Origin of the sequence: Saprospira grandis str. Lewin, from assembly GCF_000250635.1 — a bacterium.
Classification (GTDB): Bacteria; Bacteroidota; Bacteroidia; order Chitinophagales; family Saprospiraceae; genus Saprospira; species Saprospira grandis.
Genome location: NC_016940.1, coordinates 1087743 through 1113646 on the forward strand (window position 1 = coordinate 1087743; position 25904 = coordinate 1113646).

The window sequence follows — 25904 nt, forward strand, 5'->3', positions numbered from 1 at the left end:
CTGCTTAGTTTTTTGATTCATAAATAGAAATCCAAGCCTGAGGGGTCATTTTTTGGGCCAATTCTTCAACAAGGGGCCAAGGAATATGCCCCGCTTTTTTCCAACGAATACAGCTTTTCCCCATATTTAGCTTGTATTTGCTGCCTGCGGCATAGGCTGCTGTCCACCAATTGAGTAGCTCTTCATCGGCATAAAGCCCAAAGTGATATAGGGCCAAATGACTTTTTTGAGCCGCCAAACTGATGAAAGGCAAGGGCTGCCCCGGCTGCGCATGATAGCCCTGCGGATAACGGCTCAAGGGAACCTCAAAATGCAACATTCGCCCATCAAAACGCTCTGTAAAGCCAGTAGGCAGCTGCTGCCGAAGTAATTCGGCTAGTTTTTCAAGCGCTTGGGCCTTTTCTTCAGGCAATTGCGCTAAATAGTCGCTGAAATTCATAGAAAACTTTTTTTTGAATAAACATTTAGTTTATTTTAAAGGAGTTTTTCACTACATACTATAAGTTATGAACAAGATACCGAATAAAGGCCAAGATCAACAGCATATTTTAGCGCAATTAAAGGCCTTTAAAGGGAAAGATTTACCCTGGCAAGCAGGGAAAATCTTTGCCTATATTTACCAAACCACCCCCGAGGCCAAGGCGGTGGCCGAGGCGGCCTACCTTTCTTTTTTGCCCGAAAATGGCTTGGACCCCACGGCTTTCCCCTCGCTTTTGCATTTGGAGCAGCAGATTATTGGACAGCTAGCGCCTTTGTTGGGCGGCAATGAAGACGTAAAAGGAAATTGTACCTCTGGCGGGACCGAAAGCGTGATTTTAGCAGTAAAAGCGGCCCGAGATTATGCCCGAGCCAAGTATCCCGATCAAAAAGAGTTTGAAATTTTGGTCCCTTCTACGGCGCATCCTTGCTTTTATAAGGCGGCTCATTATCTAAATATTGGCATTCAATCTATAGATGTAGACCCGCAAACACAACGCCTAAAGGTGGCCGATATGCGGGCCGCTATTAGCAAAAAAACGATTTTGTTGGTGGGCTCTGCGCCCTCTTATGCGCATGGCGTGATGGACCCCATTGCCGAGCTTTCTGATTTGGCCCTAGAAAAAGATTTGCTTTTGCATGTAGATGCTTGCGTGGGCGGTATGTATTTGCCCTTTTTGCGGCAGTTGGGTCATGAGGTTCCGCCCTTTGGCTTTGAGTTGCCGGGCGTGACTTCTATTTCTTGCGATTTGCATAAGTTTGGCTATGTGCCCAAGGGCTGCTCTACGATTTTGTACCGCAATAAGGAGCTCCGCCAACACCAGATTTTTAGTTGCTCGCAATGGCCAGGCTATACGGTGATCAATCCCACGGTTTTATCGAGTAAAACAGGGGCGCCTATGGCGGCCGCTTGGGCCATGTTTCAATATATGGGCCTAGAAGGCTACCAAAATGCGGTGGCCGATTGCCAGGCGGCTAGAGATGCCGTGATTGCAGCTTTGGAGCAGTTGCCTAGCCTTCAATTGATTGGCCAGCCCGATATGAGTTTGCTGGCTTTTGCGAGTAAAGATGAGGACCTCAGCATTTTTGATTTGGCCGATCAGCTCAATGAAAAGGGCTGGTATGTGCAAGTTCAATTGGCGAGCCCGCATTCTCCTGCGGCCATTCATTTGAGCATTAGTCATTTTAATTGCCCACATATTCCAAGTTTTGTCGCTGATTTGCAGGAAACTGTAGCCGAGCTCATGAGTAATCCAGTAGAAGAAAATGAGCTATTAGCTGCCCTCGACCATTCTATGTTGGCCCTTTTGATGGAAGATTTTGATCCCGCTATGTTGGGCCAATTTCAAGAATTGATGGGCCTAGAGTCTGCAGAAGGCGGCCTACCGGCCGATATGGGCGCGGTCAATCAGTTGCTCAATGTTCTTTCGGCCAAGCAACGAGAAGATGTTTTGCTGGCCTTTATGAATGAGTTGATTTAAGTTTTGGGGCCTGCCGCCTTCGGCGGCCGGGCTATTGCGCAGCTCGCAAGTCTGCTCGGCCCTGCGCGGGCTTTGCCCGCTGGCTCGGCGGCTTTGCCGCCCTGCTGCATATCCCTAGGCCGCTCATCCGATGAGCATTTTTTGTAGCTGTCGCCTTTGGCCCTAAAACCGCCCCTTTTAAGCGGTATTCGTCGCTTCGCTCCTCATTCCTTAATATTAACCCGCCCACCCTCCCCTCCAATGGATTCCCTAAGGAATCCATTGGGGGAGTTTGGGCCAATATTAAAAATGCCGCTCCTTTTTAGGAGCGGCATTTTTTCTTTACTTCTTTTGCTCGACAAACTGCAGGCAGGCCGAGTTAATACAATAACGCAAGCCCGTTGGCTTGGGCCCATCGTCAAAAACATGGCCCAAATGGCTCTTACAACGGGGACAATGAATTTCAATCTGCTTGCCCGTCCAGCCATACTCTTCTTGGGCCTCAATATTTTTGGGATCAAAAATATCCCAGAAGCTAGGCCAGCCCGAACCCGAATCAAACTTATGGGCCGATTTAAAAAGGGGAAGCGCACAAGCTTTACAGCAATAGGTCCCCGTCTTTTTATTATCCAGCAAAGCGCCCGTAAAGGCCCGCTCGGTCCCTTTTTGGCGAAGGATTTTATACTCTAGCTCCGTCAGTTGGTTTTGCCATTCCGCCTCCGACTTTTCGATGGTTTTGCCATCAAAAATGAGTTGGGGGTCAATCAGGCTATCATTGGCCATTTTGCTGGCTTCTTGGCCCTTGACGGCCGTGCCGCAGCTCGTTAGACTGAGGCCAAAAGCGATAAGAAAACAGATTATCCAAGGCATATTACTTCTTTTTTTTGCGAAAATACTTAGGATGCACCAGCAAGAGGCCAAAAGAAACGCCATCCTCTTTTTCCTGTTTGGCATGATGAGCGCCATGGGCACGCAAAATCCCTCTAGAATACCAGCCATCCAATTGTTTAAACCATTTGAAGCGTTGGTGTATATATACGTCATGGATCAGGAAATAGATCAGCCCATAAATGGAAATGCCCACCCCCACAAAAAAGAGCGGAAAATAACCCGGTACAGCCGAGCCAATAATATAAGAGGCCGCACTAGGGACCGCAAAGACCAAAAAGAAGAGATCATTTTTCTCAAAAAAGCCCTCTACCTCATGAGGCTTATGATGATCTTCATGCCAAATCCATAAAAGGCCGTGCATAAGGTACTTATGGGCCAACCAGGCCACAAATTCCATGGCGATGACGCTAGCCAGCGTAATTAAGGTATAGAATAAAATCTGCATACTAAAGGTATTATGAGAAAGTGGAAATTATCTGCTCCAAAAGCGGGCGAAGCCCGCTACGGCTGAGGGATGGAAAGTGGGGCGGCGAAGCCGCAGACCCAGCGGGCGAAGCCCGCGCAGGGCCGAGCAGACCTGCGAGCCACGACAGAGCCCGACCCGAGCCGAAGGCGAGGGGCAGCCCCAAAAAAAGAACTACATCAATAAAAAGAGGTAGATCCAGAGAAAGAAAACGAACTGCCAAAGAAACAAAAATTCGAGGGCGGGGTTGCGCCTAGGCCCCAAAAAATGGCCAAAAAAGAGCTGTAGACCAAAGGCGGCCAGCCACCAAACCGCATAATTTTGCCAAGGAGCCACCAATAGGCTGTTGTAGGGCGTATTGCCCCAGCTCCACATATCGTAACGGACCGCAGCGGGCTCAATAAAGAGGTCGAGACTGACCATGAGGCTGGCCCCCAGCAGGCTGCGCAGCCAAAGCTGGCGGCTGGCAAAAAAGCGCAGAATGATCGAGCTAGAAGCATAGACCAGCATGGCCCAATTGAGGCCGATCATGAAAGGCGTGCCGCCCAACTGAGGGCCCAAAGTGGCGCCATAGCTATATTCTCCGAAGATGAGGCCCGTTTGCACCCCCGCCAATTCTAAAAACCAGCCGCCCCAATAAACCGCCAAAAGGGCCAAATACAATCGTTTGTCTTGTTGTTTTTCGGCCCAAAGGCAGAGGCCAAAAGTTGTTAATAAGTTGAGGGGCGTGAGCCGCATAAATTCGGGATGCAAGGGCCAACTGACGCCCAGCAAGCCCACAGCATAGAGGCAGCAGAGCAGAATGAGTACCCAATTTTGCTTTTGCGAATAGCTTAAGGACATCTATTTTAGGTTTTTAATGAGGTCTTCTGTGGCCAGCTTGGCCGATAAAAGGGCCAGGGGAATCCCGCCCCCAGGATGCACGCTGCCGCCCACAAAATAAAGGCCCGACAGCTGCCGAGAAAAGTTGGGATGACGGAAAAAAGCCGCCATGCTGTTGTTGGAGGAAGTGCCATATAAAGACCCCAAATGCGATTGGGTTTTTGCTTGAATGAGGGCGGGAGAAAGTAGCTCTTCCTGCACAATATGCGGCTGAATAGGGCGGCCCAAAATGCGCTCTAGCTTTTGGATAATCCGCTTTTTGCTTTGGGCAATCAATTGCTCCCAATCTTGGCCATCGAGTTGAGGGGCATTGATCATCACAAACCAATTTTCATGGCCCAAGGGGGCATCGGTTTGTTCAATTTTGGAGCTAATGTGAATGTAGACCGTAGGATCTTCATAAAGGCTTTTTTCCTCAAATAGTTGGCGGAACTCCTCTGGATAATTATCACTGAAAAAGATATTATGCACATCTAGCTCGGGAAAACTTTGGTCCATCCCCCAATAAAAAATAAGGGCCGAAGAAGACTTCGGTTGCTCCAAAATGCGCTTAGGCCTAGGCTGTCTGGGCAGCAGGCGGTCGTAGGCAAAAAAGATATCCATATTGCAAACGACTTGATCGAAGGCGAGTTCTTTTTGGCCAATTCTGATGCCTTTTACGGCTTTGTTTTGGACCAAAATCTCCTCTACTTTTTGTCCATAATGAAATTTTACGCCTAAATGTTCGGCCAAACGAACCAGCGAATGGCTAATTTCCTTCATGCCGCCCTTGGGCATAAAGGCCCCAAAACCCTGTTCCAGATGCGGAATCAGACTCATGATGCCTGGGGTTTTATAAGGACTAGAGCCATTATAAGTGGCATAGCGATTAAAGAGTTGGACCATTTTGGGATGCTGCTTTAGGCGCTTTTTATTCTCTTGGTCCAAAGAGCGATGCAGCCCTAGCCAAGGCATAGCCAAGACCCTCTTAAAGGTTTTCCAGCGCAAATAAGTGCTGAGTCGATGTAGTGAGTTTTCGAGAAAAATAGGGGCCGTAGTTTCGTATCTAAAGCGGGCCCAAGCCAGATAATCCTTAAGCGCTTGGGCGGGAAATCCCAGTTTTTCTTCTACCTCTTGGCCATATTTATGAAGATCGGCATAGGCGGAGATAGACTGCCCATCCTCCCAAAAATACTTACAAACCGTATTTAGGCGATGGTAATCAAAGCCGAAATCTTTGGGGTTTTCGCCAGCTAGGGCAAAGAGTTCTTCTACATATTGGGGCATGGTAAAGAGGCTGGGCCCCGCATCAAAGCGGTAATCTCCTACTTGCAAATTGGAGAGTTTGCCGCCGGGGTAACTATTGGCCTCAAAGACCGCTACCCTATGGCCAGCGGCGGCTAGGCGTACGGCCGCCCCAATGCCGCCAATGCCGGCGCCAATGATGGCAATATTTTGTTGATTCATTTAGCTGTAAATTTTTTGGGCCATTCGGTAAGTGTTTGCATGGGCCTCAATGATATAGCGCAGCTGAGGCGAATAGCCGCCGCCCATACTGACCGCTACGGGAACGCCCGCCTTTTGGCAGCAGCTAAACACAAATTGGTCTCGCTGAGCACAGGCGTTTAAGCTTAGGCCCAAACGGCCCAACTTATCAGAGGCCAAGACATCTACGCCAGAGAGATATAGGACTATATCTGGCCGAAGGCTTTCGAGCAAAGCGGGTAAATAATCGGCTAAAACCTGCAAATAAGGGCCGTCATCCATCAGGTCGGGCAGGGCAATATCAAGGTCCGACCGCTCTTTGCGGAAAGGATAATTGGCCGCGGCATGCATAGAAAAGGTAAAGACCCTGGGCTCATTTTCGAAGATTTTGGCGCTGCCATTCCCTTGATGCACATCCAAATCGACAATGAGAATTTGCTGGGCCAGGCCTTGGTCCAGGAGATAATTGGCCGCAATCGCAAAGTCGTTGAGCAGACAAAAGCCCTCTCCATGGCTGGCATAGGCATGATGCGTGCCGCCCGCAATATTGAGCGAAACCCCATATTCTTGGGCCGCCAAGCAGCAATCAATGGTCCCTTGAGCAATCACTTTAGAACGCTGGACCAATTTCTCGGACATGGGAAACCCAATTTTACGGGCCGCTTTGGCCGAAATCGTTTGCTTTTTCAAAGAGTCCCAATAATCTTTGCTATGGGTGCGCAAAATCCATTCTTCGGCAATGGGTTGAGGGTGAAAAAAATTCTCTTCTTCCAGACAACCTTCATAAATGAGCTGCTGGGCCAATAGATCGTACTTGATCATAGGAAAGCGGTGGCCTTGGGGCAGCTCGTAGCGGTAGATGGGCGAAAAAGCAACTTTTAACATTTTATTGATTCTTTGTTCTTAGAAAAGCAATTTAGGAAAAAAGTTTTGAGCCCTTGCTAATTTAATTTTTTTGGGAGCTTCTTTTGGGGCCCGCGGCCAGCAAGCTGGCCGCCGCTATGCTGCGGGGCTCACAGGGCTGTTCGGCCCTGCAGCCGCCTGCGGCGGCTTTGGTCTGGCCTTCGGCCACCCCTCCGCAGCGCTGGGCCGCTCAGCGGTCTTTTTTCTTTGGGCCCTCTTCTTCGGCGGCTGAATTTAGGGAGTAGCCGCCTAGCTGGGAGACGGTTTAAAATTTTGTGTGCGCCCTTTCCTGCGCCTAGGGACAAGCCCCTAGGCGACTATTGGCCAAATCCCGAATAGCTTCCCCCGCTTTACAAATGCCGTTTCACAATTTCAGAATAGCTTGCCGCAACTGTAAGATGCTGTTTTGCAATTTCAGAATAGCTTGCCGCAACTGTAAGATGCCGTTTTGCAATTTCAGAATAGCTTGCCGCAACTGTAAGATGCCGTTTTGCAATTTCAGAATAGCTTGCCGCAACTGTAAGATGCCGTTTTGCAATTTCAGAATAGCTTGCCGCAACTGTAAGATGCCGTTTTGCAATTTCAGAATAGCTTGCCGCAACTGTAAGATGCTGTTTTGCAATTTCAGAATAGCTTGCCGCAACTGTAAGATGCTGTTTTGCAATTTCAGAATAGCTTACCGCAACTGTAAGATGCTGTTTTGCAATTTCAGAATAGCTTACCGCAACTGTAAGATGCTGTTTTGCATCTGCAGAATAGGGCATAAAGGTTTTGATGAGGTATTTGATCGCTGTCAATGGGTATAACTCAGGGCTTCAGCCCATGGGCCCAAAACTATCCAGCCGCCGAAGAAGAAAGCCAAAAGAAAAAAGACAGATGAGCAGGCCTAGCGATGCGAAAGGGGGCGGCGAAGCCGCAGACCAAGGCCGTCAGGCCGCAGGGCCGAGCAGACCTGCGAGCCCTGAAGCGTAGCGCCGACGACCGAAGGGAGGCGGAGGCCCCAAAAAATCAGCGAGCTGCGACAACAAGAACTTTAGTTCGTCTTCGACGACCAAAGGGAGTAAACGTAGCGCCGACGAGCATAGCGAGGCGGAGGCCCCAAAAAAACAGAATAAAGCGACTTAGGCATCAACCTTTGGGTCTTGCAGATCGTTAAAGCGGTAAAAGAGAAAACATGCGAAACCAGCTCCCCATTTTTGCCTTGCTGCTCCTATTATTGGGCCTTGGCGCCTGCGAAGAAGAGTATACCCCCGAAGACGTTTTTGATGAGCCTCAACTAGTAGTAGAAGGCTATGTGGAATATGGGCCGGGGGCCCTGCCACCCTATGTTATTTTGACCCAAAGCTCGCCTTATATAGGAGATTTGAGTCCCGATCGGCTAGCCGAACTCTTTGTGCATGATGCCGACGTTCGGGTATCGGATGGAGAAAACGAAGTCCAACTGACCGAATTTTGCTTGGGTGATTTGGCCGCTTTGGATACGGCTGTGGCCCAAACCGTTGCCGAATTTTTGGGCTTGGGGGGCATTTCGGTCACCGAGCTAGAATACTGCATATATATAGACATCTTTGGCTTTTTGAACTTCTCGCCTTTAGAGATTGAGCCTGGGCGGAGTTATAGTCTGCTGGTTCGGGCGGGAGAAGATAGCGTTTCGGCGGTAACGACCTTAGCGCCTTTGGTGGGTTTTGACAGCCTGTATTACGTCGATCATCCGGATTATCCAGAGAACGACTCTTTGGTTGAATTGAGGGCTTCGGTGACGGATCCTGCGGGAGAAGAGAACTACTATCGGGTATTTACCAAGCGGAATGAGGAGCCTTTTTATCCCCTTTTGGGCCAATCGGTTACGGATGATAAGATTTTTGATGGGCGGAGCGGTTTTGAAATCCCGGTACAGCGGGGACAGTCCTTTGTTTCTGAATTTGACCTAGAAACGGCGGGTTATTATTGGCGGGGCGACACTGCCGTTGTTCGGGTCAGCAACATTGATTATCCGCATTTTCGGTTTTGGCAAACCTTCGAGTATAGTTCGGGCAGCCAGGGGCCTTTTGGCAATTATGTCCGCATTGAATCCAATATTCAGGGCGGCTTAGGCGTTTGGGGAGGACTACATTATGAGGATTATGAGCTGATTATTCCTCGTTAGTTGGAATTTGGCTATGCCATTATAATATTGTATTTTTAGATAGACTTGTCCCTATTCCCCTAGCCCTCCAATTCAAAAACTGCTTATATGAAAACACTATCACTCTTCTTTTTAGCCTTATCGCTTCCTTTTTTTGTTCAGGCTCAGCACAGTTGGGCTCGGCCTTATTTTGAGGTAGGCGCACAGCTAGGGACCTCTAGTTATTCGGGGGAGTTGGTCAACTCTATGCTCGATACCAAACACTTGCATTTGGCGGGAGGTATTTTTGCTCGCTACAACCTCAACCAGTACCTCAATTTTAGGTTACAGGCTAGCTACGGCAATATTTCGGGCAACGACCAAGATGCTAAAGAGCTACGCGACCAGATTCGGAACCTACATTTCCGCTCTCATATTTTTGAGGGGGCCTTGATGGCCGAAATCAACTTTATGGGCTACCATACTATGGGCCACAAAAAATTATTTTCTCCCTATGCCTTCATTGGTTTGGGCGTCTTCAACTACAACCCCAAGGCCAAGCACTTTGACCCCAACCGAGACGACGAATGGGTAGCGCTACAGCCCTTGGCTACCGAGGGACAGGGCAATCCCAACCTACCCAATAGAGATCCTTATGAGCTCACGCAGCTCTCTATTCCCATGGGTTTGGGGGTAAAATTTGCCGTTCATAGCCACCTCAATATTGGTTTTGAGATTGGCTTTCGCAAAACATTTACGGATTACCTAGATGATGTTTCTTTGAGTTATCCCTATGATGTGACCACCACTCCCGCCACCGCCCTCTACGATCAAACCCCTTATGATGGGGGCCAATTTGGTAACCTCTCGGAACAACAACTGATGTCTGACCGCACTTATGAGTACCTGGTTAATCAGGCTGGAGGCACCTTTGGGGCCGACTTTCCTAGCCAAGATGCCTATGATGCAGCAGTAGCCGAAAGAGGGGGACAAACCACTCGTGGCGATAAGGCCCAAGACTGGTACCTCATTACGGGAATCACTATTTCTTATAACTTTATTGACAACGGTTTGGTGGGCTCTCGAAAGCGCCGCCGCAAGCGCCAAGGCTGTAAATCAGCTCGTTTCTAGGCGCAAATAAAATCTAATCGATCAGCCTCCTTCCTTAAGAAGGGGGCTTTTTTTTGCCTAAACTATTCTATGCCTAGCTTGTTCTAATGATCATTTATTTTTGGGGCGTTACTCCTTTCAGTCGTCGAACTGCAGACTAAAGTCTTTGTTGTCGCTGCGGCCTACAGCCTTGCGGCGCTACGTTTACTCCCTACGGTCGTCGAACTGGCGCCCCTATAGGGGCTGGTTGTCGCAGCTCGCAGGTCTGCTCGGCCCTGCGGCGGCTTTGCCGCCTTGGTCTGGCCTGACGGCCACTGCTGCACATCGCTAGGCCAGCCCGCCCCTATTGGGGTTTTTTCACTCCAAAAAATGCTCAATCCACCAATTATGCCTAAAAGTCGACTCTTAGAAGCGCCAAAAAGCTTGGCTGGCGCCCAATACATTCAGCTCAACAGCTCCAAAAGCATCAGCAATCGCTTATTGATTATTCAGGCGATTATGGGCCAATTGGCGCCCCCAAAAAGCTTATCTAGGGCCAAAGACAGCCAGAGCTTGGTCCGACTACTACAGCAAGAAGAAGAAGAAATACTAGATGCCGAAGATGCGGGGACCTGTTTTCGCTTTCTCACGGCCTACCTTTGTCTCAACAATAAAAAGCAAGTGCTCACGGGCTCGGCTCGGATGCTAGAGCGGCCCATTGGCCCCTTGGTAGAAGCCCTGCGTAGCTTGGGCGCCCAAATTGACTACTTGGGCCAAGAGGGCTATCCCCCCTTGCAGATTGGGGCCTCTAGTTGGAAGGACACAGAAGAAATGCCTAGCTTGCGTATAGATGGCGGCATCAGCAGCCAGTATATTTCGGCCCTCTTGCTTATTGCCCCTGCCCTACCGCAGGGACTAAAACTGCAACTAGAGGGAGAGATCATTTCTATGCCCTACATTCAGATGACCTTAGGCCTAATGGAGCAGTTTGGCATCGACTATCTACAGGCGGGAAAAAGCTTTTTAATTGAGCCCCAAAGCTACCAAGCGCCCCAAGAAGAATTTATTGTAGAAGGCGACTGGTCCGCCGCGGCCTACTACTATGCCTTAGTGGCCTTGGCCGAGCCTGGATTTAGCCTAAAGCTAGGGCAATTGCGGGCCAATTCCTTACAGGGAGATTCCGTCATTGCCGAGCTGATGCAAAACTTGGGGGTAGTCAGTACATTTTTGCCCGAGGGAGAACTAGAACTCAAAAAAACAGCCCAGCCGCTGCCTAAGGAACTGCGCTATGATTGTCGGCACTATCCCGATTTGGCCCAAACCCTAATGGCCATATCGGCGGGACTAGCTATTCCCTGCCAGCTTTTTGGTCTACAGAGTTTGCGCATCAAAGAGACCGACCGTTTGGCGGCCATGAAAAACGAACTAGAAAAGCTGGGGGCAAGGGTAGAAATTGGAGAAGACTGGATGCACATTAAGTCGGGAGTAAAAAGAGCGCAAAAAAAGCCCTTAATTAGTAGTTACAAAGACCATCGGATGCTCATGTCCTTGGCCCCCTTATCGCTTTTGCTTGGTCCATTAAAAATGGAGCAGCCCGAAGTTGTGGCCAAATCCTATCCCGATTTTTGGAGAGATTTGGGCCAATTGGGCTTTAAAATTGGCTAAAAGCAGTAAGTTTTGGCCTTAAACCTCTAGTTTTGGGCCTTGTACCAAGCAGTTTATAAGAGATGGCCATATTTAGTCCTTATGCGGAGCTCCTCCGCAACTTGATTCCCCAACTACAGAGCAGCCTAGCGAGCTATGCGGAGGCCGATCGGCCTATTTTGGCGGCTCTGCTTGCGCAATGGGCCAATTTTAAGGCCCTACCCTTATTAGAAGAAGAGGAGATGCAACTTTTGCGGGCGCAGTGGAAAAAGGGCGCGCAGTGGGGAGAAGAATTTGAGCAACTCTCTAGTTCTCTACAGGCTGTACATCTGCAACTGGGGTTATTATTGGCCGAGCTACAGCCCTCTTTTGCCCAAAAGCTAGAACTACAAAGCAAGGGGCCGGGGCTCAACCTTTGGCCCATGCAGCTCTCTTTTTGGGCCGAGCAGCTCCTGATTTACAAAAGAGACGGCAATGCCAAAGGCTTATCGGCCTCGGGGCAACTCTTGCTGGCCTATTTGGAGCAGCCCTTAAAGCGGCTGCCTATTTTTAGGCAAAAAGCCCTCTCCTATATCCTCGATAGTTTTTTGGGACCAGCGGCTAAGCAAAGCCTACTCTTAGATTTATTTAGTGAATTGGGGCTAAAGGCCAAGCTAGCCGAAAACTACCCCTTACTATTGGGCCAACTACTCTTCTTGCCCCTGCTTCGGGAATTATGGGACAAACAATACGACAGCCTAGGCAAAGAGCAGATAGATGATTGGGAGGAAAGCCAATTAATTTATCATCGGGAGAAAGAGCGGCCCCTCAACCAGCTCTACTATGGGCCTTCTGCTTGTGGAAAAACCCGGGCCGCTCGTTTGGAAGCCTTGAGCATTTGCGAGGGGCTGCCTTTGGTCCAAATAGAGCAGTTATCGACAGAAGAGATAGAGCAGCGTTTGGAAGAGCAGCGGCAGGCGGGGCATTTGGCCATGATTGCCTTTCATCCCGCCATGAGTTATGAAGACTTTATGGAAGGCTTAAAGCCCCAGATGCAAGGCAAGCAACTTCATTATGTATTAGAGGAAGGCTTATTTAAGCGTTTTGCCAAGGCGGCCTTAGCCCAGCCCCTCAAGCGTTTTGTGCTCTTAATTGACGAATTGAACAGGGCCGAAGTGGGGGCGGTATTTGGGGAGCTTCTTTCTTTATTGAGTGCAGAAAACCGTTTGGGTGGAAAAGCCCCCATGCAGCTAGTCCTCCCCTACTCCAAAGCGACTTTTGCCCTGCCCGACAACCTCTATATTCTGGCCACTATGAATGAGGGCGACCGCAGTCTACAATCCTTAGATTGGGCCTTGCGGAGGCGTTTTCATGCCATAGCGGTACGGCCAGAGCCGCAACTATTGGGTGATTGTCAGGGTATTGATTTGGCTCGGCTACTGCAGGCCCTCAACCAGCGGATTCGTTTGTATTTTTCGGCAGCGCAAGAGATTGGGCATGGCTACCTCTTAGGGATTCGGCAATTGGAGGAATTGAACCTTTGTTTTGCGCATCGGATTATTCCCTTATTGGAGAGCTACGCCTATGGCGATCTTCGTCTGTTGGGGCCTATTTTGGGACAAGCCTTTATAGAAAGGCGGCGCTTGGGGCATTCCTTGGCCTTTTATGGAGTCGGGCAGCAGGAAGAGCAATTTAGTTATCATATTCGGTCTTTTCCGCTTGCAGCAAGCGCCTACAAACAACTATATGAGTAGGTTTTAATTGTAGGGACAAGAATGCTAAGCAAAATACCTATAGATAAACATTAGGTTTTATTCGCTATAAAAACCAAAGGAGCTATCTTAAATTTGAACTGTGACCAAAGTAAATTTGGTTTTCATAGTGATAGTTTTTAGGGTTTAAGCTCTATGATAAGAGCTAAAGCATCAAGCTTGGGGGAGTTTGATGCTTTTTTTATGCCCTTAGGCCAAGGTTCATTAAAGGCCCGGAGGGCCTTTGGCCTAGCGATGTGCAGCAGTGCGGCGCAGCCGCAGACCAAGGCCGTCAGGCCGCAGGGCCGAGCGAATAGCGAGCTGCGAAACGTAGCGCCGACGAGCGAAGCGAGGCGGAGGCCCCAAAACAAAAAAGCCCCTACTTCATCAGTAGAGGCTATATTATTTAGTAGAGTTTACTTGAGTTGGAAATCGCTAACGCGATAGCCAGGGCGGAGGGGGGAGGTTTCGATATCGGCGAAACGTTTGTGGATAGCGAAGCAGCTACTGGGCACACAGAGGAAGAGGTAGGGTTGTTCTTCATGGATGATAGCCTGGGCGCGGAAATAGAGCTCCTTACGTTTTTGGGGATCGAGAGTAATGCGGATACTGTCGATAATGCGGTCACATTCTTCATTTCGGAAGCCGATGCGGTTGCTACCGCCATTTCGGTCTGAGGAAGAGTGCCAAGCCTGCTTAAGCTCGTCGAGATTGGGGCCTTGGGCCCAGGCCGAGCAGATCAGTTCAAACTCTCGGTTTTGGATATCCTTGACAAAGACGGGAAAATCGGCACTTTTGATTTTGATTTCGATACCGAGGGCTCGGGCTTCACCTTGGAGGAGCAGTCCAATATTTTTGCGGATATCGTTGCCTTGATTATACTTAAACTCTAGGCTTAGCTTTTCTAGTTTTCCGTTGATGCGTTTATCTAGAACTCCGTCATTATCGGAATCGGTCCAGCCGGCTTCTGTCAAGAGTTCTTTAGCTCTTTCGGGGTCATAGCTAAAGGGTTTAATTTGGTCATTATAGTGTTCCTTTTGGGGGTTAATCGGGCCAACCGTTTCGGTGGCTAGGCCTTCAAAGAGGACATCAATAATTTCTTGGCGGTTAATGATATGGGAGAGCGCTTGGCGGAGCTTTTTATCCTTTAGCTTAGGGTTGCGCAGATTGATTCCGATATAATAGTAGCCAAAAACGGGGGGAGAAGAGAGTTCAAAAAGATTTTGGAACTCTTGATCTTCTTTTAGGGCCTTAAACTTGACGGGTTTGATATTGTGTAGGACATCAATTTCCTCATTTCGGGCCACGGTAATAGCGGTACTAGGGTCATTGACCACCTTATGAATAATTTTTGTGGGATAGGCCACCAACATAGGGTTTTTGGCCTCATTGGCCCACCAATCTTCTTTGCGTTCTAGGATAATATGTTGGCCATTGCTCCATTCTACAAAGCGGTAAGGGCCAGATCCGACCACTGTTTCCTTACTAAACTTGGGGCTATTAAAATTTTGGGCAAATCGTTCAAGGTTTGCATTTTTGTTGGCGGCTTCATAATCCATCTGGTTGAGTTCGGCCAGACTCACTTTTTTCATTAGGCCTTCGGGGTCATAGACATACTCGGGCATAATGTGCATATCGCCAGCAGATTCTTCGGCGATAAAATAGCGTTGTTTAGAGAAGATCGTAAACTCTCTTTCGTTATCGGGTGAAATATAGATCGAGTCGATAAACTCATAATAGGGGCGGCGGCTGCCCGATTCTACCAGAGGATTTTTGATTGCTTTGACGGTAAAGAGATAATCATAGGCCGTAACGGCTTGGCCATTATCCCATTTGGCTTCGGGTCGGATCTCGAACTTCAGCGACATACCGCCGGCATAGGGGCCCTCTTCTAGTTCTCTGACATCGGGCATTTTGAGGGCGAGTTGGGGCACCAATTTGAGATCTTCTGGATGAAACTCCAACAAGCGAGAGAATATGTTGTTCTGAATATAAGTAGCGGCAGCCCCTTGAGAGGTTACAGGATTTAAGCCATCGGGATCATCTAGTTCCCAGACCGTTACCGAAGGATCCTTCATTTTGTTGCTACTTTGGCTTTCCTTTACTTCCTGAGCGGCTTCTCCGTCTGTTTGGGGAGAGGAAGGCTGGCAACTGCCAAAACATAAACTTAGTCCGAGCAGGCCTAAGATTGTTTTTTTTCTGATATTCATATTGGTCATTATAGTTGTGTAAATTGAAGAAAATTGTTTGTTAACGGGGCGCTTAAAGATATAAAAATAATGAGTAGAATTTTAATAACGGGAGGCAGCGGCCTCATTGGTCAAGAACTTTGTAAGCTCCTACATCAGCAGGGCTTTGAGCCAATTTTGCTCAGTCGGAACCCGGCTAAAATCACGCAATGGACGGCCTTTGAGTGGGATTTGGATCGGGGCTGGGTGGATCCTCAGCTTTTTGATCAGCCGATTGACTACCTCATTCATTTGGCGGGGGCGGGCATTGCTGATGCGAGATGGAGCGATCAGCGAAAGGAATTGATCATTGACAGTCGGAGTCAGAGCCTGAAGATATTGGCCCAAGCCTTTAGGGAGGCGAGGCAAGAGCTCAAAGCCTTTATTTCGGCTTCGGCAGTAGGGATTTATGGAGATCGGGGGAATGAGGTCTTATCGGAGGAGTCGGCCATTCATAAAGAGCGAAAAGACGACTTTTTGGTACAGAGTTGTATTGCTTGGGAAGATGCGGCCAAGGCATTTGAGGGATTAACGGCTCGGATCAGTCATCTTCGGATAGGCATTGTGCTTTCGACTCGGGGGGGGGCTTTGGCCAAAATGCTCCCTTCTTATCAGTTTCATTTGGGCGCTTATTTTGGCGATGGCGAGCAATACTACCCTTGGGTGCATATCAGCGATCTTTGTCGGATGTTCTTGTTCCTCATTCAGCGGGGGAAGGCTGGCGTTTATAATGGGGTGGGGCCCGATCCCGTACAAAATAAGACAATGGCGCATATTTTAGCTAAGGCAACTGGAAAAAAATCCTTGATTCTGCCTGCCCCTCGCTTTGCGCTGCGTTTGGCCATGGGGGAAATGGCCAATGTGGTCCTTTATTCGGCCAGGGTGCTTCCTAAGCGGCTAGAAGAAGAGGGCTTTAAGCATCGGTACCGAGATTTGCAAGCGGCCTTAGTAGACCTAATAGAAAACAAGCGGTAAACAAAAAGCGAGCTGTCGATAAATCGACAGCTCGCTTTGCTTTTGGTCCTTGGCCCATTTACTTACGCACCTGACTAGCGTCAATGGGTAAATCTGGAGAGTAGACCATAATATCGTTGCATACTCCAGAAGACAAACGCTGGGCAAAACCATTGTACTTATTGCCCTTAAAGAGCTTATGGATACGTACATAAGTTGCTCCTGGGTTGGCGCTTTTCCCTTTGGGGTCTAGCTTGAAGGTAAAGGTTTTATCCCAGAGCTTACGCTCTTTTCTGGGGAGGTCGGCATAGTTATCTGGCTTAAACTTAAGGGTCACCACATACTCCTTATAGCCAAATAGGCTTTCCACTTCGGTGGGACCTTCTTCTACAGAGATGACCTTGATCGTGCCCGAGATTTTCTCATCATAGACACAGCTTTCTCTACGGATTTCGTTGGTTACCTGCTCTCGAATAGCGGCCTTGCGGGCCTCTAGGGCTGCTTTTTCTGCGGCCAATTTCTCGGCTAGTTCATCTCGCAGCTCTTCTTCTTTGGCCTTAATTTCCTTACGGCGTTGCTCTTCTAATTTCTTGCGTTCTTTGGCGGCCTGTTTTTCGCGCTTAATAGCATTTTTCTGGTCCAATTCGGCTTGTTTGGCGGCCTCAGCCTTGGCTTTGGCGCGCTCTTCTTTTTCAATTTGCGCCCGCAAAGCGTCTAGATCCATTTCGTCGGGGCTCTTCTTGAGGCCCTCTTTTTCTCGGAGTTCGGCCTCTACTTTTTTGCGCAATTCTTCTTCAGAGGGCAAATTCAGGTCTACTTCAGGCTCTTCCTCTTTGGGATCCTCTTCATCTAGGGGCTCCTCTTCTTTTGGTCCTTCTTCCTCTTTGGGCTGTTCTTCTGGAGCAGTTTCTGGGGGACGGTTTCCGCTGGCCTGAGTGGCTGCGTCTTCGGCCATAGCAATGCCCTTGGCTTCATTTACTTCCTTCTCTTTTTTATAGAGTTTTTCGGCAGCAATTTGAATTTTATAGGCCTTGATGCTATCCTGTGCCTCAAACAAATCATTGGGGATCCCCATTGACTTATAGGTATATTGCTCGCGGCAGGTTTTATCATCGGTCTGCAAAAATTCCATGGCAAATTTTTGGCCCTTATGCACATAATAGTGCTTAAGGTATTTGGGGCCTACTGGCAGGCGGTCATAGCCACTTCGCAAGAAAAAGTCAAAGCTATTCTCGCCAAAATCAGCCATTAGTTGCTGCCCTTTTTCCATGGGCGTAAATTTAAATTTTACGCTGTATTCATCATAGCCCAAAGCACTTTCCGACTTGCTCCGCGTCTTTTCTACTTCCGTAATTTCGGCCAAGCCTTTTAGCACTTCATACTCGCAACCTTGCACGGTCCGAACTTCATTATTGTTTCTATAGCTCGCTTTTTTTGCCGACTGCGCCCAAAGTCCAGAGGTCTGAACAAGCAAGAGCAGCAAAAAACTGGCTATCCATAAGGGTGATTTTCTCATACCAATACATTTTATTATCCAAGTGAATCTAAACTAAAGATGCGCTAAACTTCTTCTATAAGAACAGGATGCACCGCTTTTCTTTTTGGTTGTTATCCAATCCCAAAATTACTAATTTGTAAGCATTTTATCGGCTTCAGTTATTTTTTTTGTTTTTTTGGGGCCTCCGCCTCGCTTCGCTCGTCGGCGCTACGTTTCAGGGCTCGCAGGTCTGCTCGGCCCTTCAGCGCTTGCAGCGCCTCGGTCTGGCCTTCGGCCACCCTTGCACATCGCTAGGCCAATTGGTCCCGCCTACCCTATCTTTTTAGCTAAAATCTTCTCCGATCATGTCTACTACACCCAATTTACTTGCCGTTAGCGAATACTTTTACAGCCTTCAGGGAGAGGGCCAAACGATGGGGGTGCCTGCCATTTTTCTCCGCCTCTCGGGCTGCAATCTCATTTGCGGGGGCAAAGGGGCCGAAAAAGACGGCCAATTGCATGATGGCGCTAGCTGGATTTGCGATACAATGGAGGTCTGGATGAAGGGCGAAAGTCTTCCCTTTGCCCAATTGCTGCAGCGCCTAGACGATGAGTTGCAGTTTAGCCAGCGCCTAAGCCAGGGGGTGCATTTGGTCATTACGGGAGGAGAACCGCTCTTACAAGATAAGCGCATTGCGGCCTTTTTGGCCTTTTTAGAAGCAGAGCGGCAAGGACTTCGTCCTATTATTGAGGTAGAAACCAATGGTTGTTTTCTGCCCTCTGCTCCCCTATTAGAAAGAGTCAGTTACTGGAATTGTTCCCCAAAACTCCAAAACTCGGGCATGCCAGCAAAAAAACGCATTGTTCCTAAGGCCCTAAAGGGCTTGGCCCAAGAAGCTGGAACCATCTTTAAGTTTGTGATTGCCCAAGCCAGCGACTTTGAAGAAATACAAAGCGATTTCTTAGACAAAGGCCTCATCAAAAAGGAGCAATTGGTCCTTATGCCCGCTGCCGATAGCCTAGCCGCCTTGCTCGAACGCAATAAAATGGTGGCCGAAATTTGTATTCGGGAGCAAATTAGAATGTGTAGCCGCCTACATGTAGAAATTTGGGACCAACTAACAGGCGTTTAAAAAAAATTGGCCCAGGGCGAGTCGGCCCTTTGGCCGAAGGCCAAACGGCCTAGCGATGTGCAGCAGTGGCCCGCAGGGCCAGACCGAGCCAGCTTGCTGGCGAAGGGCCGAGCGAACAGCGAGCTGCGAAACGTAGCGCCGACGAGCGAAGCGAGGCGGAGGCCCAAAAACAGCAGCGAGCTGCGAAACGACAACAAGCCCTTTAGGGCGCAGTTCGACGACCAAAGGGAGTAACCGCCTGCCGAAGACAGGAGGCCCCAAAAAAATAGCCTCCTAGTCATGATATCTAGCAGGCTATTTCGGTAACTATTGGCCAACTCCGCCAAAATCATCGTCAAAGGTATCTCCATTGCTGGGCTCATCTTGCTGTTCAAACTCTTGGCAGACCTCTGGTTTTTCGGCCAGCAGCCAGATGTCAATTCCGGCGCCCATACTGGCTCGAGAAGCGGCAGAAGGCGACTGTCGAACCACATAGGCATTCATAGTATCGATGATATTTGGGCCATAGCTCACCGTGCCCAGATAAAAGGCATTGCCCTTAATGATAAACTCGGCTTCTGAGAAGGTTTTGCAGCTCAGGTCGGGGACCAATTTTTTGCCGCTATCTTTTCCTTTATAGAGCTCTAGGTCTACCTTATCGCCTTGTTTGAGCTGATAAGGTTGCTTGGGTCGGCGTTCTCCCTTACTGGGGTCGGCCTCCTTAAAGATCAGGGTTTTATCTTTGGTATAAGCGGCGGCCACCGTATTTTCTCCGCCTCCATCTACATACTTCAGTTGGCCAATTTTTAGGCCGAGCGCCTTAAATTTCTTCTCGACAAAATTGAGCGGGCGGCCAATAATCTCATTATAATAAATATTGACAGGGGGAGCGCTATTGGCGTTTACGGTCAGGTAGATGCTTCGGTTGGGCTTCACTCGGCTATTGGCCTCGGGGGATTGTTTGAGGATAATGCCAGGATTTCGTTTTGCGTTATAAATCGTATCGGTAACAACTAATCGGAGCTTTCGGCTTTTGAGTTGTCGCTCGGCATTTTTGACCGAAAGGCCCTTAATATCGGGTACTTCAATAGACTCATTATGGCGGGTGTAGGAGGGGAGAATGAGCCAAAAGAGCAGCACAAAGCTCAGCAGCGCAATGCCAATCATCATCCCCATATTCTTGAGGAAGAGCTTAGAGCTTAGGAAATAGTATAAAAACTTAAAAAAAGATTTCATGAGAATGAGGACTTAGAAGGTTTAAATCAGGCTCAAAAATAGAACTTATTTTTGGTCCAGTCCAACTTTTTTCTTCCTTGTTTATCGGCCCAAAGAATCTGCCGGCCAACCAAAGCCCTACAAAATTGTTTTAGGAAAAATACTTATCTTGGCGGCATGGCAAGAATAATGGCATTAGATTACGGAAAAAGACGCTCGGGTTTGGCCACCACCGACCCCCTGCAACTGATTGCTTCTCCACTTTGTACAGTGGCCACAGAGGAGCTATATGACTACCTTTGCAACTATTTGCAAGAGGAAGAGGTAGAGGCTTTGGTAGTGGGCCAAGTGCTGCAAAAAGATGGGCAGCCTGTCCCGCAAGAGGCCCAAATTTTGGATTTTATTGCAAAATTGCAAAAGCGCTTTCCCAACTTAGCGGTACACCGCCAAGACGAACACTTTACCTCTCAGATGGCCAAAGAGGTCATCCGTTTTTCGGTCAAGAAAAAGAAAAAGCGCCAAGAAAAAGGCCTAGTCGACCAAGTAAGTGCCGCCATTATCTTGCAAGAATATATGGGATTTCTTTAAGAGGCTCGGCCTCCATTTGATTGATGTATACAACAGTATGAAATTAGCAATTTATGCCTACGGGCATCCTGTCTTGCGCAAAGAGTGCCAAGAAATAGAAAACAACTCTAAGGGCCTAGAAGAGCTCATCGAAAACATGTGGGAAACCATGTACCATGCAGGTGGCATGGGGATTGCGGCCCCACAGGTGGGCCAAAGCCTTCGCCTCTTTTTGGTAGATACCCTACAACTAGATGAAGAAAAAAATGGCGAAAAAGGCCTGAAAGAGGTCTTTATCAACCCCATTATTATTGAGGAAGCTGGTAAGCCTTGGACCTATGAGGAGGGCTGCCTAAGTATTCCCAATATTCACGGAAAAGTGAAGCGAAAAGCCCAAGTTCGCATCGAATACTACGACCAAAACTTTGAGCTCAAAGAAAAGGTATTTGATGGCCTCAATGCTCGGGTCATCCAACATGAGTATGACCATATCGAGGGGGTGCTATTTACCGATTACCTCTCGCCAATGAAGAAAAGAATGCTCAAAAAGCGGCTCGATAAAATTCAGACGGGCGATATCCCACGCCGCTATAAAATGGTTTTTGCCCGCCGCTAATCTAAAAAACGCCTCCCCAATGTTTGTACTCAGAATTGCTTGCTGCTTGTTTTTCTCTGCTCAGCTGATGGCTCAAATGCCTAGAATTACCCTCTCTAAACAGGCGCAAACTACACAAGCCAAAACACAAAATAATCAAGCTACCCTCAAAATGGGCCTGCTCAAATATAAAGGGGGCGGAGATTGGTACGCCAACCCCACCGCACTGCCCAATTTGGCCAGCTTTTGCAAGCAAAAACTCTATAGCAATTTCGAGCTAGATTATGCCACCGTAGATGTAGCTAGCGCCGAAATCTTTGATTACGCCTTTCTCCACATGACGGGCCACGGAAATGTCGTTTTCTCAGATGCCGAAGCCGAAAACCTCAGAACCTATCTGATCTCTGGCGGCTTTTTGCATATCGACGATAATTATGGCATGGACCCTTTTATCCGCCCAGCCATGAAAAAGGTCTTTCCCGAACTAGATTTTGTGGAGCTGCCCTACGACCACCCTATTTATAATATGAATTATAAGTTTAAAGGCGGTATTCCCAAAATCCATAAGCATGACGATAAGCCCGCTCAGGGTTTTGCCTTGCTCTGGGAGGGCCGAGTGGTTTGCTACTATAGCTATGAAACGGATTTAGGCGATGGTTGGGAGGACCAAGAGGTCCATAACGACCCCGAAGAAAAACGCTTGCTTTCTTTGCAAATGGGGGCCAATTTGGTCCAATACGCTTTTGAGTATTAAAGCCATAAATTAGCTACTGGAATCTATTTCAGTAGCTTTTTTATTTGGGGCTGCCCCGCCCTGCGGGCGGGTCGGGCTGTCTCAGGGCTCGCAGGTCTGCTCGGCCCTTCAGCGGCTTTGCCGCTTCGGTCTGGCCTTCGGCCACCCTTGCCCATCCCTCAGCCAGGGCGCTTCGCGCCCTCTAGGTCCAAAAAAAGGGCGAGCTAGATAAATCTAGCTCGCCCTTTTGAGTTGCTTTTTGCCACCACTTACCAATTGCTGGCCCACTGCCAAGCTATGCGGCTCTTAATGTAGTTGTAACGCAACTTTAGGGCCTTCAATTGGGCCTCTACATATTGCTGCTGTCGAGTATTGACAATAAATATATCCGACTCGCCCAGCATAAATTTTTCTCTTTCCGCTACCACCAATCTGCGGTAATTCTCTACTAGTTCATCGGCCAATTGGGCCTGCTCTACCGCCTGCTGTAGGGCCATAAAATAGCTTTTGAGCTTGGTCTGTAAATCTCTTTGCTTAAAGCGATATTTGAAGTCCAGCTTCTGCTGCTTCAGCCGATTGAGGGCCAAATCACCTCGGGCGCTGCGCATCAAAATAGGATGCTCGAGCTGTACGCCCAATTTATAATACTCCAAAGGACTCCCTTGGCCAAATTGCAGACTTTCTCCAGCCAAAAAGTTATACTTCAACTTAATTTTGGGCAATAATTTATTGGCCTTTAAGCGCTCTTCTAGCTCCAAGCCCTGCTGCTGAAAAGCATAGCTTTGTAGCTCGGGCTGCTGCTCCAAACGGGCCAACAAGCCCTCCAAATCACTACTATCTAAGGGGGTTAGAGGCAAGGCCAAAATAGATTGAGCCAAACTGCCCAAGGGCAAACTCTTTTCTTCTAGCTCTTCCCCCCAAAGATGCCGCTCTACCTTTAAGGCCGCTTGCTCACTAGCCAAACGCGCCTCCAATTGCTTGAGGCCAGCATCCTGCCACTGAATAAAGCCCTTTAAGGTGTCTATGGCCGCAATGTCTCCCTGCAAAAAACGGTCGCGCAACTGCGACAATTGTGTAGCCTGAATTTCTCGGTTTTCTTCATAAACAGCCAAACAGGCCTGCTTGTAGGACCAGCCCCAATAGTCTGCAGAAATATCATAGAGCAATTGGTTAATTTGGGCCAATTGCTCGGCCTGATTCTGCGATTGAAGCAATTTTGCCTGCCGAATTGCATTGCGGCGCTCGTTCTGTATCAATCCATTGAGAATGGGGACCTCTACACCCAAAAAAGCCTGCCCCGCCGCTGGCAACTGATCGGCCGGATTGAGGTAGTAACCCTCTGCCAAACGATAACCCGCCTGAAGGTTAATGCCCCAAATGCTAGGCAGTTGCAAGTAGCTTTCAAAAATATCATAATATTCCTTGCTCTTAAATTGCTTTTGGTCCCATTTGGCCATCAACTTAGGGTCTAGCCCTCCCCTAGCCTTACGCAACTCCGCCTCGGCCGTCTGCTCCAAAAGCTGAATTTGTCGACTCAAGGGATGGTAAAGCTTTGCATTTTCTATAAGACTTTGGTAGCTCAGGCTGTCTTGTGCCCGAAGCGGAAAAAGCAGCAGCAAAAGGGCCGCCGCTAAAAAAAAGGATTTCAACGACATGCTTATTTTTTGAGCTGATTGACAGGAGCTTTCATTTTTACTTTTTCATAGTTGATTTCGTAGTAATCTGGCGGGAAACCATTGAGCTGCCGCCAAACTTCATAGCCCAAATAAACATCTTTGAGCAAAATTCGAGCTTCTGCCGCTGCGCCCACCCGCAAGCCCTTGGGCCAATCTTTGGCCGCATAGGGATCCGGAATCACCAAGGCTCTAAACATAGAGTTATCACTTACGGCATTATCTACCGCATAGACCTTTCCTTTAAAGGTACCTACCGACTGATTGGGCCAGCCCGCAAAAACAAAGGCCGGCCAACCATCAAAGGTAAAGATGACTGTCTCCCCTTTCTGAAGTAGGGGGTAATCCATTGGCCGCACATATATTTCTACAGCAGGGGGAGGCGAAAGTGGTGCCACCGCAAGCAATTGCTCCGTTTCTTTCAAGGTCTCGCCAATTCCCTTTTTATAAATCTTAGAGACAAAGCCATCCTGAGGGGCCAAAATGTAGTAAAACTGCTGCCGATTCTGATAATTGGCCTTGGTGTTTTTCAACTTGGCCACTTTTTCTTGGCTGTCAAAACCCGCCGTCAAAGCCGAAAGACGATCCGACTCCGCCTTGGCCAATTTATCGCCATAATCTGCCCGAATGCTATTGAGTGCAATTTTAGCATTGAGGTATTCATTTTTTGATAGCTCTAGCTTATTTTCTGCTGCATTCAGCTTGGCCTCCGTTTCTTGCATTTTATTGCGCTTGCCCTCCCATTCGGTCAATGATTTTAGGCCCTTCTGATAAAGCGTATCGGTCCGAAAAAATTGCTTTTCTGCAATGTTTTGGGCCATTTTGGCCGCCTCCAACTTTGCACTATCCGAGGCAATCTTAAATTTGGCCTGCTTGAGCTTGTTTTCCGCCTGCTCCAACTTGAGCTGCTGCGCCTCTCGCAACAAGCGAATACGCTGCGCCAAAGCCTCCGCCTTCTGCTGATAAGATACCACAGAAGAAGATTTAGCCACCAACTGCTCATCGGTCCGCTGTACTAGCTCAGGGTCCATATAGGCGACCTTAATTTCCGATAAACGCACCAGTGTATCTCCCGCATGCACCGTATCGCCTTCCTGCACATACCATTGCTCAATCCGCCCCGGAATAATCGGGTAAACCGACTGAGGCCGATCTTCTGGCCGCAAAGAAGTCACTTTTCCCTTGGCCCGTATGTTCTGCGTCCAAGGCAAAAAAGCCATAGAAAACAAGAGAATAAAGAGCGACAATAAGGTATAGAGCAACCAACGCCTACTCTTGGGCGTACTCACCTTCTTAAAGGCGGGATATTGCTTAATCCGCTGAATAGGCAGCGAATCGCTAGGAGAAATGTTGAGCATATAAGGGTTATTGTTTTTTGTAGATGGCAATTGTTTGCAAACTAACCATAAATACAAAATAAGGTTGAATTTCTATGGGGATATTAGTTTTTTTTAACAGCCTTTTCTCTGCCCGATGGCCTTAGGCTAAATTTGTGGCTTCCGCAAAAAGGCCCTATCTTTGGCAGCGATAATTTTGATCAAAAAATCGAGAATTGCGCATTCAGCTATGAAAAAACCTTATGTTATAGGGATTACCGGGGGAAGTGGCTCGGGCAAAACCACTTTTTTATCTGCTTTAGAACAAGAATTTGGCAAAGAGCAAATTTGTATCCTCTCGGCGGACCACTACTACCGCCCCAGAGAAGAACAAAAAGCCGATGAACAGGGGGTCCTCAATTTTGACCTCCCCTCTTCCATCAATGCCGAAGAACTAGAGCGAGATGTCCGCCAGCTGATTGCAGGCCAAGATATAGAACGAAAGGAATATACCTTCAATAATCCTTTGGTCCAACCCAAAATGCTTAAATTTAAGGCGGCGCCCATCCTTATTTTAGAGGGTATTTTTGTCTTTCACTATCCTCAAGTCGCCGACCTGATCGACCTCAAGGTCTTTCTCTACACTAGCGAGTCTACGGCCCTTTCTCGCCGGATCAAGCGGGACCGCATTGAGCGCAATTATCCCCTAGAAGATGTGCTTTACCGCTATGAGCATCATGTGATGCCCACCTACCGACAGTATATTGCGCCCATTAAGGAGCAGGCCGATTTGCTCATCAATAATAACCATAAGTTTGATGCTGGCCTTCAGGTCTTTAAGGGCTTTATCAATAATTATCTGCAAGAAGTAGAGGATTAAGTTTTTTTGGGGCCTGCGGGCCCCTTTTGCCTTGCTGCGCTGCGGCA

Annotated in this window: 23 protein-coding genes; 11 read left to right on the forward strand and 12 right to left on the reverse strand. The window is 48.4% G+C overall.

Annotated elements, in window-relative coordinates; translation table 11 throughout:
* Positions 1-4: 4 nt before the first annotated feature.
* Positions 5-439, reverse strand: coding sequence for a DUF1801 domain-containing protein (locus SGRA_RS04685; RefSeq protein ID WP_015691445.1), 435 nt, complete (start codon positions 437-439; stop codon positions 5-7).
* Between the two features lie 67 nt (positions 440-506).
* Here SGRA_RS04685 and SGRA_RS04690 point away from each other — a divergent pair, with 67 nt between their 5' ends.
* Positions 507-1958, forward strand: a complete 1452-nt coding sequence (locus SGRA_RS04690) for a pyridoxal phosphate-dependent decarboxylase family protein (protein ID WP_015691446.1) — start codon at positions 507-509, stop codon at positions 1956-1958.
* A 321-nt stretch (positions 1959-2279) separates the two neighbouring features.
* Here the strand turns inward: SGRA_RS04690 and msrB are convergent, their stop codons facing one another.
* The 6 genes from msrB to SGRA_RS04730 all read right to left on the reverse strand — a co-directional run bounded on the left by msrB (position 2280) and on the right by SGRA_RS04730 (position 7304).
* The gene (msrB, locus tag SGRA_RS04700; protein ID WP_015691448.1) at positions 2280-2807 is read right to left on the reverse strand and encodes a peptide-methionine (R)-S-oxide reductase MsrB; all 528 of its coding nucleotides are present in this window, start codon (positions 2805-2807) and stop codon (positions 2280-2282) included.
* A gap of 1 nt (position 2808) precedes the next feature.
* Complete coding sequence (locus SGRA_RS04705; RefSeq protein WP_015691449.1) at positions 2809-3273, reverse strand: sterol desaturase family protein; 465 nt, start codon at positions 3271-3273, stop codon at positions 2809-2811.
* Positions 3274-3465: 192 nt separating this feature from the next.
* Positions 3466-4134 carry a carotenoid biosynthesis protein gene (locus SGRA_RS04710; RefSeq protein WP_015691450.1) on the reverse strand — a complete coding sequence of 223 codons (669 nt, stop codon included), beginning with the start codon at positions 4132-4134 and terminating at the stop codon, positions 3466-3468.
* Positions 4135-5619, reverse strand: coding sequence for a 1-hydroxycarotenoid 3,4-desaturase CrtD (gene crtD, locus SGRA_RS04715; protein WP_015691451.1), 1485 nt, complete (start codon positions 5617-5619; stop codon positions 4135-4137). It lies immediately after the preceding gene.
* The gene (locus SGRA_RS04720; protein WP_015691452.1) at positions 5620-6522 is read right to left on the reverse strand and encodes a histone deacetylase family protein; all 903 of its coding nucleotides are present in this window, start codon (positions 6520-6522) and stop codon (positions 5620-5622) included.
* A gap of 368 nt (positions 6523-6890) precedes the next feature.
* Positions 6891-7304 carry a hypothetical protein gene (locus SGRA_RS04730; protein ID WP_187288181.1) on the reverse strand — a complete coding sequence of 138 codons (414 nt, stop codon included), beginning with the start codon at positions 7302-7304 and terminating at the stop codon, positions 6891-6893.
* Positions 7305-7714: 410 nt separating this feature from the next.
* Between SGRA_RS04730 and SGRA_RS04740 the strand changes: the two genes are divergently transcribed.
* The 4 genes from SGRA_RS04740 to SGRA_RS04755 all read left to right on the forward strand — a co-directional run bounded on the left by SGRA_RS04740 (position 7715) and on the right by SGRA_RS04755 (position 13110).
* Complete coding sequence (locus SGRA_RS04740; protein ID WP_015691456.1) at positions 7715-8686, forward strand: DUF4249 domain-containing protein; 972 nt, start codon at positions 7715-7717, stop codon at positions 8684-8686.
* Between the two features lie 87 nt (positions 8687-8773).
* Positions 8774-9775, forward strand: a complete 1002-nt coding sequence (porG, locus tag SGRA_RS04745; protein ID WP_015691457.1) for a type IX secretion system protein PorG — start codon at positions 8774-8776, stop codon at positions 9773-9775.
* Positions 9776-10141: 366 nt separating this feature from the next.
* Positions 10142-11398: a 3-phosphoshikimate 1-carboxyvinyltransferase gene (locus tag SGRA_RS04750; protein WP_015691458.1), complete on the forward strand. Its 1257-nt coding sequence runs from the start codon at positions 10142-10144 to the stop codon at positions 11396-11398.
* A gap of 62 nt (positions 11399-11460) precedes the next feature.
* Positions 11461-13110, forward strand: coding sequence for an McrB family protein (locus SGRA_RS04755; protein ID WP_015691459.1), 1650 nt, complete (start codon positions 11461-11463; stop codon positions 13108-13110).
* Between the two features lie 413 nt (positions 13111-13523).
* Here SGRA_RS04755 and SGRA_RS04760 read toward each other — a convergent pair whose 3' ends face one another.
* A complete protein-coding gene (locus SGRA_RS04760) occupies positions 13524-15317 on the reverse strand; it encodes an ABC transporter substrate-binding protein (protein ID WP_245538636.1) in 1794 nt (597 codons plus the stop codon).
* Between the two features lie 69 nt (positions 15318-15386).
* Between SGRA_RS04760 and SGRA_RS04765 the strand changes: the two genes are divergently transcribed.
* Positions 15387-16310 (forward strand): TIGR01777 family oxidoreductase, encoded by a 924-nt coding sequence (locus tag SGRA_RS04765; protein ID WP_015691461.1) that lies wholly within the window; start codon positions 15387-15389, stop codon positions 16308-16310.
* A 58-nt stretch (positions 16311-16368) separates the two neighbouring features.
* Here SGRA_RS04765 and SGRA_RS04770 read toward each other — a convergent pair whose 3' ends face one another.
* Entirely contained in the window at positions 16369-17805 is a 1437-nt protein-coding gene (locus SGRA_RS04770; RefSeq protein ID WP_015691462.1) for a hypothetical protein, read from the reverse strand.
* A gap of 326 nt (positions 17806-18131) precedes the next feature.
* Between SGRA_RS04770 and SGRA_RS04775 the strand changes: the two genes are divergently transcribed.
* Positions 18132-18899, forward strand: coding sequence for a 7-carboxy-7-deazaguanine synthase QueE (locus SGRA_RS04775; protein ID WP_015691464.1), 768 nt, complete (start codon positions 18132-18134; stop codon positions 18897-18899).
* Positions 18900-19205: 306 nt separating this feature from the next.
* Here SGRA_RS04775 and SGRA_RS04785 read toward each other — a convergent pair whose 3' ends face one another.
* Positions 19206-20114 carry a PASTA domain-containing protein gene (locus SGRA_RS04785; protein ID WP_015691466.1) on the reverse strand — a complete coding sequence of 303 codons (909 nt, stop codon included), beginning with the start codon at positions 20112-20114 and terminating at the stop codon, positions 19206-19208.
* A gap of 156 nt (positions 20115-20270) precedes the next feature.
* On the opposite strand from SGRA_RS04785, the gene ruvX reads away from it, so the two are divergent.
* From ruvX to SGRA_RS04800, 3 genes are read left to right on the forward strand one after another with little or no spacing between them, the layout of a single operon-like run.
* Positions 20271-20681 carry a Holliday junction resolvase RuvX gene (gene ruvX / locus SGRA_RS04790; protein WP_041329847.1) on the forward strand — a complete coding sequence of 137 codons (411 nt, stop codon included), beginning with the start codon at positions 20271-20273 and terminating at the stop codon, positions 20679-20681.
* Between the two features lie 37 nt (positions 20682-20718).
* Positions 20719-21276: a peptide deformylase gene (def, locus tag SGRA_RS04795; RefSeq protein ID WP_002659672.1), complete on the forward strand. Its 558-nt coding sequence runs from the start codon at positions 20719-20721 to the stop codon at positions 21274-21276.
* Between the two features lie 19 nt (positions 21277-21295).
* Positions 21296-22009, forward strand: coding sequence for a DUF4159 domain-containing protein (locus SGRA_RS04800; RefSeq protein WP_015691468.1), 714 nt, complete (start codon positions 21296-21298; stop codon positions 22007-22009).
* A 248-nt stretch (positions 22010-22257) separates the two neighbouring features.
* On the opposite strand, the gene SGRA_RS04805 is transcribed toward SGRA_RS04800, so the two are convergent.
* Together SGRA_RS04805 and SGRA_RS04810 are read right to left on the reverse strand one after the other, a co-directional pair.
* A complete protein-coding gene (locus tag SGRA_RS04805) occupies positions 22258-23643 on the reverse strand; it encodes a TolC family protein (protein WP_041329503.1) in 1386 nt (461 codons plus the stop codon).
* Between the two features lie 2 nt (positions 23644-23645).
* Positions 23646-25019, reverse strand: a complete 1374-nt coding sequence (locus tag SGRA_RS04810; protein ID WP_015691470.1) for an HlyD family secretion protein — start codon at positions 25017-25019, stop codon at positions 23646-23648.
* Between the two features lie 160 nt (positions 25020-25179).
* Here SGRA_RS04810 and SGRA_RS04815 point away from each other — a divergent pair, with 160 nt between their 5' ends.
* Positions 25180-25857, forward strand: a complete 678-nt coding sequence (locus tag SGRA_RS04815) for a uridine kinase family protein (RefSeq protein ID WP_245538637.1) — start codon at positions 25180-25182, stop codon at positions 25855-25857.
* Positions 25858-25904: the final 47 nt, after the last annotated feature.